Origin of the sequence: Cupriavidus necator (assembly GCF_016127575.1) — a bacterium.
GTDB classification, from domain to species: Bacteria; Pseudomonadota; Gammaproteobacteria; order Burkholderiales; family Burkholderiaceae; genus Cupriavidus; species Cupriavidus necator_D.
Map to the genome: position 1 here is coordinate 1,507,743 of NZ_CP066019.1, position 12,990 is coordinate 1,520,732.

At 62.6% G+C, this 12,990-nt stretch carries 11 protein-coding genes; 2 read left to right on the top strand and 9 right to left on the bottom strand.

Going from position 1 to position 12,990, the window contains the following annotated elements; genetic code table 11:
• Positions 1 to 173 precede the first annotated feature (173 nt).
• The 3 genes from I6H87_RS25905 to I6H87_RS25915 form a co-directional block, all read right to left on the bottom strand.
• Positions 174 to 1,085: a LysR substrate-binding domain-containing protein gene (locus I6H87_RS25905; protein ID WP_011617222.1), complete on the bottom strand. Its 912-nt coding sequence runs from the start codon at positions 1,083 to 1,085 to the stop codon at positions 174 to 176.
• 182 nt (positions 1,086 to 1,267) lie between these two features.
• Complete coding sequence (locus I6H87_RS25910; RefSeq protein ID WP_011617223.1) at positions 1,268 to 2,176, bottom strand: SphA family protein; 909 nt, start codon at positions 2,174 to 2,176, stop codon at positions 1,268 to 1,270.
• A gap of 179 nt (positions 2,177 to 2,355) precedes the next feature.
• Entirely contained in the window at positions 2,356 to 3,039 is a 684-nt protein-coding gene (locus tag I6H87_RS25915) for a nitroreductase (protein ID WP_011617224.1), read from the bottom strand.
• 259 nt (positions 3,040 to 3,298) lie between these two features.
• Between I6H87_RS25915 and I6H87_RS25920 the strand changes: the two genes are divergently transcribed.
• Together I6H87_RS25920 and I6H87_RS25925 are read left to right on the top strand one after the other, a co-directional pair.
• Positions 3,299 to 4,417, top strand: coding sequence for an iron-containing alcohol dehydrogenase (locus I6H87_RS25920; protein WP_011617225.1), 1,119 nt, complete (start codon positions 3,299 to 3,301; stop codon positions 4,415 to 4,417).
• Between the two features lie 80 nt (positions 4,418 to 4,497).
• A complete protein-coding gene (locus I6H87_RS25925; protein ID WP_011617226.1) occupies positions 4,498 to 5,394 on the top strand; it encodes a tryptophan 2,3-dioxygenase in 897 nt (298 codons plus the stop codon).
• A 188-nt stretch (positions 5,395 to 5,582) separates the two neighbouring features.
• Here I6H87_RS25925 and wrbA read toward each other — a convergent pair whose 3' ends face one another.
• From wrbA to I6H87_RS25955, 6 genes are all read right to left on the bottom strand, one after another.
• Positions 5,583 to 6,209: an NAD(P)H:quinone oxidoreductase gene (gene wrbA / locus I6H87_RS25930; protein WP_041688100.1), complete on the bottom strand. Its 627-nt coding sequence runs from the start codon at positions 6,207 to 6,209 to the stop codon at positions 5,583 to 5,585.
• Between the two features lie 17 nt (positions 6,210 to 6,226).
• Positions 6,227 to 7,177 carry a ring-cleaving dioxygenase gene (locus I6H87_RS25935; protein ID WP_011617228.1) on the bottom strand — a complete coding sequence of 317 codons (951 nt, stop codon included), beginning with the start codon at positions 7,175 to 7,177 and terminating at the stop codon, positions 6,227 to 6,229.
• 574 nt (positions 7,178 to 7,751) lie between these two features.
• Positions 7,752 to 8,003 carry a hypothetical protein gene (locus I6H87_RS25940; protein WP_011617229.1) on the bottom strand — a complete coding sequence of 84 codons (252 nt, stop codon included), beginning with the start codon at positions 8,001 to 8,003 and terminating at the stop codon, positions 7,752 to 7,754.
• 470 nt (positions 8,004 to 8,473) lie between these two features.
• Positions 8,474 to 10,171 (bottom strand): FAD-dependent oxidoreductase, encoded by a 1,698-nt coding sequence (locus tag I6H87_RS25945; RefSeq protein WP_011617230.1) that lies wholly within the window; start codon positions 10,169 to 10,171, stop codon positions 8,474 to 8,476.
• A 172-nt stretch (positions 10,172 to 10,343) separates the two neighbouring features.
• Positions 10,344 to 10,505 (bottom strand): hypothetical protein, encoded by a 162-nt coding sequence (locus tag I6H87_RS34525; RefSeq protein WP_231881439.1) that lies wholly within the window; start codon positions 10,503 to 10,505, stop codon positions 10,344 to 10,346.
• Between the two features lie 866 nt (positions 10,506 to 11,371).
• Entirely contained in the window at positions 11,372 to 12,919 is a 1,548-nt protein-coding gene (locus I6H87_RS25955; RefSeq protein ID WP_011617232.1) for a winged helix-turn-helix domain-containing tetratricopeptide repeat protein, read from the bottom strand.
• Positions 12,920 to 12,990 lie beyond the last annotated feature (71 nt).

Below are 12,990 nucleotides of genomic sequence, written 5' to 3' on the forward strand. Positions count from 1 at the left end.
TCCATTCCAGGGTGACGTTGCGGTTGGCTTATCCCTGGTTGGAAACGATAGTGGATCGGCTCGGCCTTGGCAGCTGGCTGGCGCCGAACGCAGCGTCCATGAATATGGAACGCCCGGCGGGACACACGGGACGTGGCCCGCGTGGCATTGGAGGCAGAGGAGGTAGTGCCGGGTCAGCGGCCGTCGAATGCGGTGACCTTGGGCAGCTCTGCGGCGAGGAAATCGACCAGCGACCGCACCGCCGGAAGCAGTCCGGTCCGATAGGGCATGAGGGCGGAGATGCGCGCATCCGCGGCGATCCAGCCCGGCAGGACTTGCCGCAGCACGCCAGCCTGCAGCTCGGGCCGGCAGATATACCCGGGCAGGGCTGCCACGCCAACGTTGGCGCAGGCTGCCTCCTTCAGGGACATCATGCTGTTGCTCTGGAAGCGTGGCTCGACCGGGATGGTGACGAGCCTGTCGTCGGGCCCGCGCAGTTGCCATTGCAGCGGCCCTTTGCGCACCATCGAGACGATGGCATGGGATGCAAGTTGCTCCGGTGCATCCAGGAGTGGCATCCGTTCGAGGTAGTCGGCACCCGCAAACAGGTACCATGGCGCCCTGACAATGGGCCGTTGGACCAGGTTGGAATCCTGCAGCGCCGAGGTATGTCCGCGCAGCGCCAGGTCGAAGCCCTCGCCGACAACGTCGACGAGCCTGTCCGTGGCGATTTCCACGATGCTGACCTTGGGATGGCTGCTCAGGAAGGTCGGCAGGACCTGGCGCAGCGCAAACTGCGCAAGCTCGACCGCTACCGTCACGCGGATAATCCCGCTGGGTTCCGCGAGCCTCTGGCGCATCGCCTGTTCCGCGACGTCGGCGCTCTGCAGCAAGGCGACAGCGTACTGGTAGAACTCTGAGCCTACGTCGGTCAAGGCAAACTGGCGCGAGGTCCGGTTAATCAGGCGAACCCCCAGCGAAGCCTCCAGTTCCTTGACCCTGTGACTTAACGTGGACTTGGGCAGCCCCAGGCTGTTGCCGGCAGACGTAAAGCCACCGCGGTCGACCACTTGCACGAAGTGAAAAACGTCTTTCAGATCCAGCATTTGGCTGCCTTGGTAGCGGTTGGGTTGGCCAATGGTGTGTGCCTGCCATCGCATGGTACTGCAAGGGGGGTGCGCAGTGCCACGGTCGGGCGCCCCAATGACCGCCGTTGCCGTGGCCGGCGCCCGCTCGCGCCACAACCGTCAATGCGCGGTGCGCCACCTCGGCCGGTTCGGGCAGTCGATCAAAGAGGGAAGCACAGTTCAACCCAGAACTTGTTGCCTCGCGGCCGATTCTGCACTTCGAACTCGCGCTGATACTTGAACACAATGCCGGCCGCCGGCGACCACATGTATCGTAGTTGCGGCCCGACTGCGACCGCTTTCCCGCGAAACCCATTCCCTGGGACGGGCGTGCCGTTGACTTTGTCATCGGTGAACTGCTTCAGCAGATATCCCTGAAGTCCGAGCTGGAACTTGCTGTTCAGCGAATAGCCAAGCAGATACTCAAGTGCGGCAACCGCGCCAGAGTGATATCGAGTTGCTGAATTCCGTGAACTGATCTCTACGAGCGTGGTGGTAGAGACTTCAACTGCGGGCGTGGGAAACCATGTCGTGCTGAGTTGCGGCGTTAGCGCATATACATTCCGGCCGGTGTTCGCCACTCGGTTCGCTGAGTAGGACCCGCTCGGCACTGCAATTTCGGTGGTGAGGTAGGCGAAGAATGATCGCGATGGATTTGAATAACCGATGTACAGCGGCTCAACGATGATGTCTCCAATTCCATTGCGCTTGCCGCTGCCGCCTGGCGTGTCCGCCCGAATATGAACGAGCGGGATGATTACACCACTAGACAGAGTAAAGGGGCCGAATGTAGTGCCCCATGTGTGAACGATACGCGGGGCGTCAATAAACGCGTTCAACTGGAACCCGGGCAGGAGACTTTCTCCATGCGGGCCAGCGAACTTTCCGGCATGGTAGTAGAGCGTGTAATTGTAAAACTGGGTTTCACCAGGCGGTGGCAAAATTCCATTCAATACGGTATTGACGCCAACAGGGTAACTGGTCTGACCATTCTCGGTTGCCTCGACGTTGGAGGCCAGCAAGCAAGCGAGCGCAACCACCGCAGAAACCTTCGCGGGCACTTTAATCATGTCTCCTCCGTCTCTGTATTCTATTTTTCGGCTGAGGGCTCGGGGCATCCGCATCAGCCGGTGAAGCGCGCCTGCCTTAACGATTCGACTTCTCCGCAATTTGCCGAGACTCGCTAACGCTGGCTATCGGCTTCTTCGCGCTTTTCCAGGTCAGGGAGCGGCTTGGACGGTTCCGCGTGTCACCGGTCGACGAACGAGACGAACTCGTCCAGTTCCAGCTTGCGCAGCTCCATGTTGTTTTCCGGAAAACTGTTGTCTGCATAGCCGAGTGACATTCCGGCCACGATCATCTCCCCGTCGGGAATGGCGAGGCCTTCACGAAGCACCGCCGATTGCAGCGACCAGATCTGCTGCGGGCAGGTGTCCAGGCCCCGTGCGCGCGCGGCCAGCATGATGTTCTGAAGGAAGCAGCCGTAGCAGATGAAGCTGGCCCATTCCAGGCGCCGGTCCATGGTGAAGATCAGTCCCACTGGCGCATCGAAGAACCGGAACTGCCGTTCGACGTCGCGCCGGCGCCCGACGATATCGCTCCTGTGCACGCCCTGCGCATCGCCCAGCATCCCACGAAACGTATTGAAGCGCGACGAGAATGGCGCCGGCAATTCCTTTGGAAAAAACGGGTAGTCGGGCGCCAGTCCCTCAGGATCGGCGCGATACGCCTCGACCGCGGCTCCCGCAATCTTCTCGCGCGCCTTTCCGGTCAGCACATAGCAGCGCCAGGGCTGCGTGTTGCTCGAACTCGGCGCGTATTTCGCGACCGACAGGATGTCCCTGACAGTCTCGATCGGCACCGGCTGGTCAAGGAAGCCGCGCTTGCTGCGGCGTCCGCGAATCAGCGCTTCGGTCATCTGGATTGCCTCCATCTTCATGTCTCCGTTCTCGTGGTGGGGGTCGCCACGGTGGAAAGGATCATAGACACGTCCCCTGCCTTGTGAAGACGGCAAAACTTGAAAGCTTCGTCCGGAAACAACGAACGACAGGCCCCATTCGCGCATGTGCGGCGTCCAAAATCCTGAACGCTCCGTTCTCAAATCCCGCGCGCACGCGCGAACCCGATTCGCCTATCTTCCTACTCGGGATCGGAGCCCCCGATCGCATACGAAAACATGGTGGAGAAGTGGAATGAACCAGTTGAAGTGCTTGCCGCAGGAAGAGATTGTCTGGGGACACGACGTGCTGAGAACCGTTGCCCCCTCCATGGGGAACTACGGCATCCGCCGTCCGATGACGTTCACCGTGGAATTCCTTGAGGCCTTGAACCGCGAGCACCTGCGGCCTGCCATCGCCGACGGCGTGGGCACCTTTACCGGCCTGCCGCCGCATGTGCCCGATTTCGCCGTACGCGACGGACTGCGTGCATGCATCGAGGCCAATGCGGGATCGATCATCGCCCTCGGCGGCGGCTCTGTACTCGATGCCGCAAAGGCAGTCTCCTACCAGCATTTCCAGCAGACCGGCCGCTACCTGCCCATTGCCGCGATTCCGACGACCCTGTCGGGTTCGGAGTTTTCCCACTACTTCGGCGTGACGGAAACGGTCGGTCCCCAGAAGTTCAAGCGCAGTTATGCCGTGCGCGAAACGACCCCCAGGCTGGTGGTGATCGATCCCCGGATGATTGTCGACACGCCACGTATGCTGCTACTGAGTTCGGCCATCAAGGGGATCGACCATGCGGTGGAAGGCATGCGCCGGGTCGACGTGGATCACCCGCACGCCATCCTCGCCGCCAGGGGCGTGGAGCGCTTCCTTGCCGTGCTGGAGAAGTGGCCGCGCAAACTCGAAACGCGCGAGGCCATCGCGGGCGGCCACGTGTCGACCGACGACCTGCTGCAGCTTCAGCTCGCTGCGTGGCAGTGTTATTTCTATCCTGCTTCGGTCATCTACGGCCTGAGCCATCGGATCGGGCACATCCTCGGCGGGACGTTCGGAGTACCGCACAGCGTGACGTCGTGCATTGCGCTGGCTCCCGTCATCCGCGCCTGCGCCGACGCCTATGGCCGAAAGCTTGAGATTTTCTCCACGGACCGTGGCAGCCGCACGCCCGCCGCATTCCTCGCTGGCCGCATTGAGGCAGCCGTGGACGCACTGGACTTGCCGAGCCGGCTCGGCGATGTCGATTTCGATAGGGCGAAGCTCCCCGAGATGGCGGTCCTGCTCAAGCAGAACTATCCCTCCGAGGTCGGCGACCTTGGCGAGGATGCCGGCACGAAGCTGGATGCGCTGTTGGAGAGCCTGTGGTAATGACCGCCCAGCCATCCGATGCTGCGCATCGTCGCCGTTCCACAAAACTTGCCTGACCCCACCACCACGAGGAGACCAAAGTGAACGATACCGTCAAGCCCGCATCCCCGTCGCCGGCCGGGCATACGCCATACAGTGACTGGTTACAAACAGACGTGCTCCACTCGCTGCAGCACCCGGTCAGCGATCATCCCGGCGAGCACGCCTGGATCGTATCGGCGCAGGTGTCCGAGCTCTACTGGATGCTGATCATCAAGGAAATACAGGCCGCGCAGGCGCAATTGCGTGCCGATGACCTGACCGGGGCCTGCCGGACGCTGCGGCGCGTCGTCGCCCACCACGAGCCGCTCAATGCCACATGGCGCTCTATCGCGTGGATGACGCCGGTCGACCTGCTGGCCATCCTGTCCTGCGTTGGCCCAAAGTTCGGCAAGGACACCGCCCTCCAGGGCTGGACGTACCGGCAGATGGTCTACCTGCTCGGCATCAAGCAAGGGGAGCACCTGCAGCACTTCCTGCCGCAACCCCGGCGCTGGGAACAACTCAGCAAGGCGCTGGCGGAGCCGAGCCTGTATGACGAGGTGCTCGCCCACCTGGGCCGCAAGGGCTTCGCCGTGCCGGCGGTGGTACTCGAACGCGATTTCAGTGTGCCCTACACGCCGGACCAGGCGGTAGAGAATGTCTGGCGCGAGGTCTACGCCGACCCGGACGAGCACCGTGAACTGCAGCAGCTCGGCGAGACGCTGGCCGATATCGCGGAGGGGTTCTCCGCTTGGAAGCACCTGCACCTGATGGCAACGCGCCGGACGTTCGGCGCCCGGCCGGCCTACTTCGGCACCGAGGGCATTGCGTGGCTCCTGCCGACCATGAACGAGATCCCGTTCCCGGAACTCTGGTCTGCGCGCGGCTTCATCGGCGATCCGCCCGCGGTGTGTCCGCACGCCCGCGGACAGAGAAACGCCCAGGCTGCGGAGTGACGCGCTCAAGACGGTCATGGAAGCGGTCTGCGGTCACAAGATCGCGGCGCTCGAGTCCATGATCGTCAAGCAAGCTGCGTGGAGACTGCGCCAGCCTGAGCGGATGCTATCGTGTCAGCGGCCTGTGCCGATGCAAAAAGGGCGGAGACAGCGAGTCCCCGCTCTTTTTTACTATCGGGCTATTACTTTCAGGCTGCCACGGGCTGCGGCTGGGCGTGCAAGGCGCGAGCGACGGTCGTCACCCTGCGGCCCTGGAACCGGGCAACCGCCAGGTGATCGTCGTCGGGCTTCACGGCGTCACGCTGCGAGACGTGAGTCGCGCCGTACGGGGTGCCGGCCTTGAACATCGCCGCGTCGGCATAGCCCAGCGGCACGATGATCAGGCCCAGGTGCGCCATGGGCGCGTAGGTCGCCAGCAGCGTGGCTTCATTGCCGCCGTGGCGCGAGGACGTCGAGCCGAAGACCGAGCCCACCTTGTCATTCAGTTTTCCCGCGAACCAGAGGCCGCCGAGCCCGTCGATATACGCCTTGAGTTCGGCCGAAATCGACCCGAACCGCGTCGGCGTGCCGAACACGATGGCGTCAGCCCACTCGGCATCGGCTTCGGTCGGCGCCTCATATTTCGCGTTCATCTCCGTGGCGTTCTCGAGCCAGCCCGGCGCCTGCCGCATGACGTCGGGGCCGACAACCTCCCGCACACGCCGCATGCGGACTTCTGCGCCAGCTTCGAGGGCCCCCTCGGCGACAGCCTTGGCCAGCATCTCGGTGGAGCTGTTTCGTGAGTAGAAAACAATCAGTACTTTCGGTTTTTGCATGGTGATCTCCGGCAACGTCATACAGAGATGGGCTCGAGCCGGCCCAGCAGCTCGTCCTTGCGATCCGCCAGCCACGGCGGGAGCTGGAACTCCTCGCCAAAATGGCCGGGCTCTTCATCGATCGCGAAGCCGATGTCGGTGGTGGTCGCCTCGAACATCACGCCGCCGGGCATCTTGAAGTACATCGAGCGGAAGTAGTTGCGGTGCACCGATTCGGACGTATCGATGTAGCCCAGGGCAAACATTCTCTCCTTCAGGATCGCCTGCTGCTCCACGTTATCCACCGCGAAGGCCACATGGTGGACCGTGCCTTCGCCGTAGATCGACGAACCCTGGTGCCGGTCCGGCTCATGCAGGAACTCGACGATCGTCCCCGGGCCGCCGGTGTACGTCTCGAAGCGGTAGTAGGATCCCGCCTGGCCTGCGTTCCGGAACCCGATCGCTTCGCTCATGAAGCGGATCGATTCGGCGACTTCCCGCAGCGACAGCGTGATGCTGTGGACGCCGCGGATGGCATGGGCTTCGGGGATATCGCTGGCCACGCAAGCCGGGCGCGAGTCGAGATCCGTTTCGACGAGATCGAACTCGATGCCGCACGGATGCTGGAGTCGCTGGCGGCGCTCTCCGAAGCGCTCGACGATCTCGCTGTCATACGGCACGTCCATGGCATCGAAGCGGCTGCGCCAGAATTCGAGCGAGCCCTTGGGAACCGAGTAGTTGATGACCCGCACCTGGCCCGATCCCGGACGCGCCATGACGCCCCGCTGACGGAACGGGAACGACGTCACCAGGGTCCCTGGATCGCCATTCGCGTTGCCATAATAAAGGTGGTAGATGGGGTCCTCGCCGTCAAGGAGCACGGTCTTCTTCACGAGGCTCTGCCCGAGCAGCTTGACGTAGAAGTCCACATCCTCCTGTGCGTGCCTCACGCCGAGGGTCAAATGATGGAATCCCTTGAGCATTAACATTGTCCTCTCCAGTTTGAAATAGACATGTAGAAACAGCGCATAGCCGCTCCTGTGCAACAGCTTATGACGGCAGATACCGATTGGGCAGCCGTCACGGGTTGTACGCAGGGTTCGGCAAACTTGGACAATGCCGCCCTGTGAGGGGCGGTGCGCGATGGCGCAGGAGCGGGCTGCAGTGAAGGGCGGACGCACTCAATGCCGCCAAAGCAGATGTCGAGCGGAGATCGAGGAAGATCGGGGAGACAGCGCAGAAGGCTTTTGCCCACAATGACGCCGAGAGCGAACGTCAGCCCGAAAATTGAATTACGCCGCCCGTGGACTTTCCCCCCCGCAGGTTTCCCGTCCTCCGCGCGGCCGGCGTACATGCGGTTGGTTCGGGGTTAAGACTGTGCAATCTTCGGACGGCCGTTCTGTAGCGTAGCGCGGCCGTTGCCTTATCAAGGTCCAATGGCGGAGAACTGTAGGTAGTTGCCTCTGGCGCCCGCGCACCCACGCGCGGGTGGGCCTACGCCTGATTCCGGCCATTTTGAGATTCTCGCCACCGCCCGCCTCACCCACGCCGCGTGCCGCGGGACTATCGCGCCTCGGTCGATTCGCGCTCGAACTCGCGGATCACCGGGTTGCCAAGGATGGCATCCCTCCCCGCCTCGATCAGGCGATCGACGTCCCTCTCGGGCAGACTAAGTCTGGTCGGCACATCGCTCAGACTTGCAGCACGCTCCTTGTCGAGGGCTTCAAACGAGATCCGCGTGACGAAGAATTCGACTTCGTTGCACCGCCATCCTGGGCGGCGTGCAGCGATCTCCTGCTGCCGGGAATGCGGCATGCCCCATGCCTTGCGAAGCGCCGGTGATAACAATGACCTTTTGTTGGTTGCTCATGCTACACCTCCTCCAGTTGTGGGTTGATGCGGTGCAGTCCCGGGCTCAAAACCTCCGAACCGCTCAGTAAGCGTCGGCGCGGCTATGCGCGGTTATCGTCGCCGACAGATTTTCCTGTTCAACGATGGGACGAGCGTATATATGTGGTACGCGTTGGTTCCGAATTAGTCCAGTGGCGCGGCCTGTCGACGGATACTTTTGAAGGTGCGAGCATTCGGAAGACATTCATTAAGCCTTCACAAACGTCCGACGCAGGAGTCCGGATCGCTTCGTTTGATCGCCTGTACCGCACAGCGGCGTGTGCCCTGCAGTGAACAGCCTTCGACGCCATGCTCACCTCGCGCATATCCAGGGACGTGTACCAATCACCGGTAGCGAGAGACAATACGGGCGCCCAGAGCCTGCCCCGAGGGGCTCAGGCCGCTTCCCGAGCGACAGCGAGATAGCCGTGGATCTGCGACACAACCGCTGCGCCCTCGCCCACCGCAGTGGCCACGCGCTTGGTCGAGCCGGAGCGGACATCGCCGATGGCGAAGACGCCCGACACGCAGGTTTCCAGCGTATTGGACTGCAGCCCGGCGTCTATGCCGGTCAGTACGAACCCCTTGGCATCTACCCCCACATCGCAGCCGTCCAGCCACGACGTGTTCGGCTGCGCGCCGGTAAACAGGAACACGTGCTGCACCCGCATCGTCATCTGCGTGCCCATATTGCAATCACGCAGGGTTACGCCTGTCAGCCGCGTATTGCCTTCGAGGTCCACCACTTCGGTGCGGGCATGCACCGTGATGTTGCGCTGCGCGGCGATGCGGTCGATCAGGTAGCGCGACATGCTGGTGTCGAGGCTATCGCCGCGAATCACAACGTGGACGTGCGCCACATGGGCGCCCAGGAACACGGCGGCCTGGCCGGCGGAATTGCCGCCACCCACCAGCATGACTTCCCGCTTGGCGCAGAGCTTGGCTTCCACCGGCGACGCCCAGTAGTAGACGCCACTCCCTTCAAACTCGGCCCGGCGCGGAATCGGCGGCCGACGGTACGCGGCGCCGCTGGCGATGATGACGGTACGTGCCTGGATCGTATCGCCGGCCCGCGTACGCAACTCGTGTACGGCGCCGCAATCGAGCCGTTCGATTTCCGTGGGAAAGGCGATGTGCGCGCCGAACTTCTGCGCCTGCGCATATGCATTGGTGGTAAGGGCATGGCCCGAAATTCCGGCGGGAAATCCCAGGTAGTTCTCGATGCGCGCGCTGGCACCAGCCTGACCGCCGGGCGACAACGCATCGAGCACGATCACGCGCAACCCTTCCGACGCCGCATAGACCGCCGCCGCCAGCCCGGCCGGACCCGCGCCGATGATCGCCACATCATAGATCCGGCTGCCATCGATATGCGGCAGCAACCCCAGGCACGACAGCACCTGCGTGGTATCGGGACGGCGCAGCACCGTGCCATTGGGGTCGATGACGAGCGGGAGATCGTCATCGGTGGCATCGAACTTGCCGGGCATTTCCGCCGCTTCAGCATCGGCGTCGATATCAACCACCGAGTACGGATAGTTGTTACGCCGCAGGAGCGCCTGCAGGTCGAACATGGCCGGATCGCTCCCACGGCCGATCAGCGTCGGCCCGCGTCCACGCTGGATCAGCGCCGTGCGGCGCAGCATCATCGCCTGCATGACCAGCTCGCCGAGCGCGGCCTCGGCCACCATCAGCGCGCGCAAGCACGCCGGGCGCACGACGATGGCGCGCACATCGTCGATGGCGATGCCGTCGACGAGTTCGGGCGTGCCAGAAAGCTGGCCGATCTCGGCCAGAAAATTGCCGGGCCCGTGCTCGGAGGCCAGAGCGCTGTCACCGATGCCATCGCGCTGCACAATGCGCACGCGCCCTTCGATGACGAGGATCATGCCATTGGCCGGATCCCCGGTACGCACCACGTACTCGCCGGCCTGCCAGGTCTGTTCCCGGCCATAGGGCGCGATGCGCGCGATATCGGCGGCAGATAAGTGCGGATACATCTGCCGCTCGTGCAAGACTACGACGGCCGGGGCCGCTTCCGGCACGGCGCCGGATGCATCGGCGGACGACTCGTGTTGGGCGGAGATGTCCATGGCGGATGGAAGTGGTGGTCTGCCTTGCGTGCAAGCGTAGCAGTGCAGTCCTCGAAACGCAGTCATGCACCGGGCGTGCCATGACAAGACTTGCGTATAGGAGGCGCGTCGGAACGGAGGGGCGAAGCATCGCTAGCCGCATGCGGCAAACGCGGCGATCGCCTTCTAGACGTCACTCGAGATTGGCCTTGTCGAGCCCGAACGCCTTGTCCGACGAACCAGGCACCATGCGAATGGGCTCTTCAATCGTGGTCTTCTGGAACAGCGCGCCGAACTCCATGAGCTTCTTGGTCAGTTCGGAGGACTGCTGGAAGTAGTTAAGGCGTTGCATCATGATTCTCTGCTGGCAGTTGACCAAAAGTTGAGCTCACCGAGGCTGCGCGGCGTTATTTGCCTCGGGGTCGGCTTGGACGAAATAATACGCTTCGACAGACCACGCGGTAGTGCTTTCACGGTACCCACTCTGTTGTCGCATCGGCACCAATCGCAGCGTTTTTTATGGTGCAACATTCGCGCAACGGTCCTTGTGCCGCGCGAGTGCGCCAACAACGCATCTCCGCAACAGAAGGATTCGTAGTCGTTGGGCGAGGCCTGCAGAGTCGAATGGTTAGGGGGATCCGGAATAGTCTCCATTGCACGCTGGCCGCAAGTCGCCCGGTTCAAGTTTGTACCCGGCCTTTTTCCGGCTTCCGCCATGGCTTGCAGGGAAACGTCCGCCTCAGCCCGATCAGAAGGGAAAAATATGCCTGGATACCAATTAGCGTGCACTATTCAGTAAATGGTAATCGGCCAAGGGAATATGCCGACCCCTCGTCACGATAGGACTTGTTGGTCCCATGCACTTCGTACATGGCTATCACGCCGCAGCATCCCCAATTCGGCCCGCGCCGTGGCAACAAGGTAATCCAGCCGGGATCATGGGTGACGAGCATCAGCGCGCATCCGCGCTCTTGCGTGGCGTCGATGGACGGACTCGACCTTGCCTAATTGCGACGCCTTCGCTCGGCTCAATGACTGACGTGAGATTGAGAAGCGACTCATCCATGGGTCTGCATGATCGCAGCACCGGCCGCACCAGGCGGCACGCCGCTGGCCAGGGAAGGCCTTCGCGGTCTCATCCATGCTATCTGTGCGGCCGTTCGAGGGCAGGCTCTGCTCGGCCCGGTATGCGCCATCGGCGATGGAGCAATCGTGCCATAGTCATTCGGGCAATCCGGCCAGCCGCAGCCCCTCCGAAAACTGGGTCAGGTCTTCTGGGCGACGGATCGGAAGCCAGTCCTTGAGATTGGAGACGCGGAGTGACGGATCGAGCCTGCGCAGGCGCTGCATCGCCTCCTTCGCCTTGTCCATGCGGCCAGCGAGCGCATGACTCGCCGCCAGAATGCCGACCGGGGCAAGGAAACTCGGTAGATTGCATTTGGCCCTTTCGGCCCAATCCGAAGCGGCGTCGAAGCGTCCCGCGAAGAAATGTGCCAGCGCCATCCCAGCCTGCATCCTGAACATTTCCGGATCCAATGGACTCAAGCGAACGGCACGCGCCAAATACTTAATCGCAGCGTCTGTTTCGCCGCGACAAGCGTGCAGGCACCCACACAGGGACCATGCAGGTGCGTGGTTCGGATTAAGCAGCAAAGCTCTATCGAACAGCGCGATACCGCCGTCGAGGTCGCCCGTCAGATGCCCGAGTGCATGAGCTCCTCTCGTGAGCGCCACAGCATCGTCCCGGCCGAGCTCCACCGCCAGTCGCGCCAGGCGAGTGCCCTCGGCAATCTCCCCGGGCTGATCGGTCATCCAGCCATTCATCTTGCGCCAGATATAACACCAGGACGCCATGCCATAGGCCGACGCGAAATCCGGATCGAGCTCGGTGGCCTTGTAGAACAAGGGCAGCGCCGCCTCGATTGATTCGCGCGTCCCGCTGTGCACCTGCGCGGTGCCGCGAAGGTAATAGTCATAGGCGCACAGGTTCTCCGTCGGCTTGCGCTTGGCACGCTCGATTTCCGCCCGTTCAAGCTGCGGCGCGATGGCGCCGACCACGCTTTCCGCAACCTGGTCCTGCAGTTCGAAGATGTCGTCCAGCGTGCCTTCGAAGCGTTCAGACCAGAGATGTGTCCCGGTCCTGGCATCGATGAGCTGCCCGGTGATGCGCACCTTGTTGCCGGTCTTGCGCATGCTGCCTTCCAGCACGTAGCGCACGCCAAGCTCGCGACCAACGTCCTTCACCTCGACTGCGCGGCCCTTGTATGTGAAGCTTGAGTCGCTCGCGATGACGAACAGCCAGCGTATGCGCGACAACGCAGAGATGATGTCCTCCACCACGCCGTCGGCGAAATACTCCTGCTCGGGATCGCCGCTCAAGTTCTGGAAGGGCAATACGGTAATGGAGGGCTTACCCGGGAGGAAGAGAGCCGACGGCGGCTCCCTCGATTCTCCGGAGATGTGTTCGCCGATCTCGCCGACGAAGCGGAAACCCTTGCGGGCGACAGTCCTGACCAGGCGCTGTTCTCCGCCGGTGTCGCCAATGGCCTTGCGAACCGCATTGATGTGACTGGTGATCGTCGATTCCGATACGATTCGGCCGCACCATACCGCCTTCAGCAGGTCGTCCTTGCTGACGACACGGTCGCGGTTCCTGACGAGATGCAGCAGCAGATCAAAGACCTGCGGCCCGACAGGTACGGCTTTCGCGCGATGCGAAAGCTCCCGGCGTTCCGGGTCGATCACGTAGTCTCCAAACACGAACTGCACTTGACATCCCCTGGCCGATTCGGCTCCCCGGTGGGGGCAACTGGCGAATTCCGTCCATGGATGATACTGCA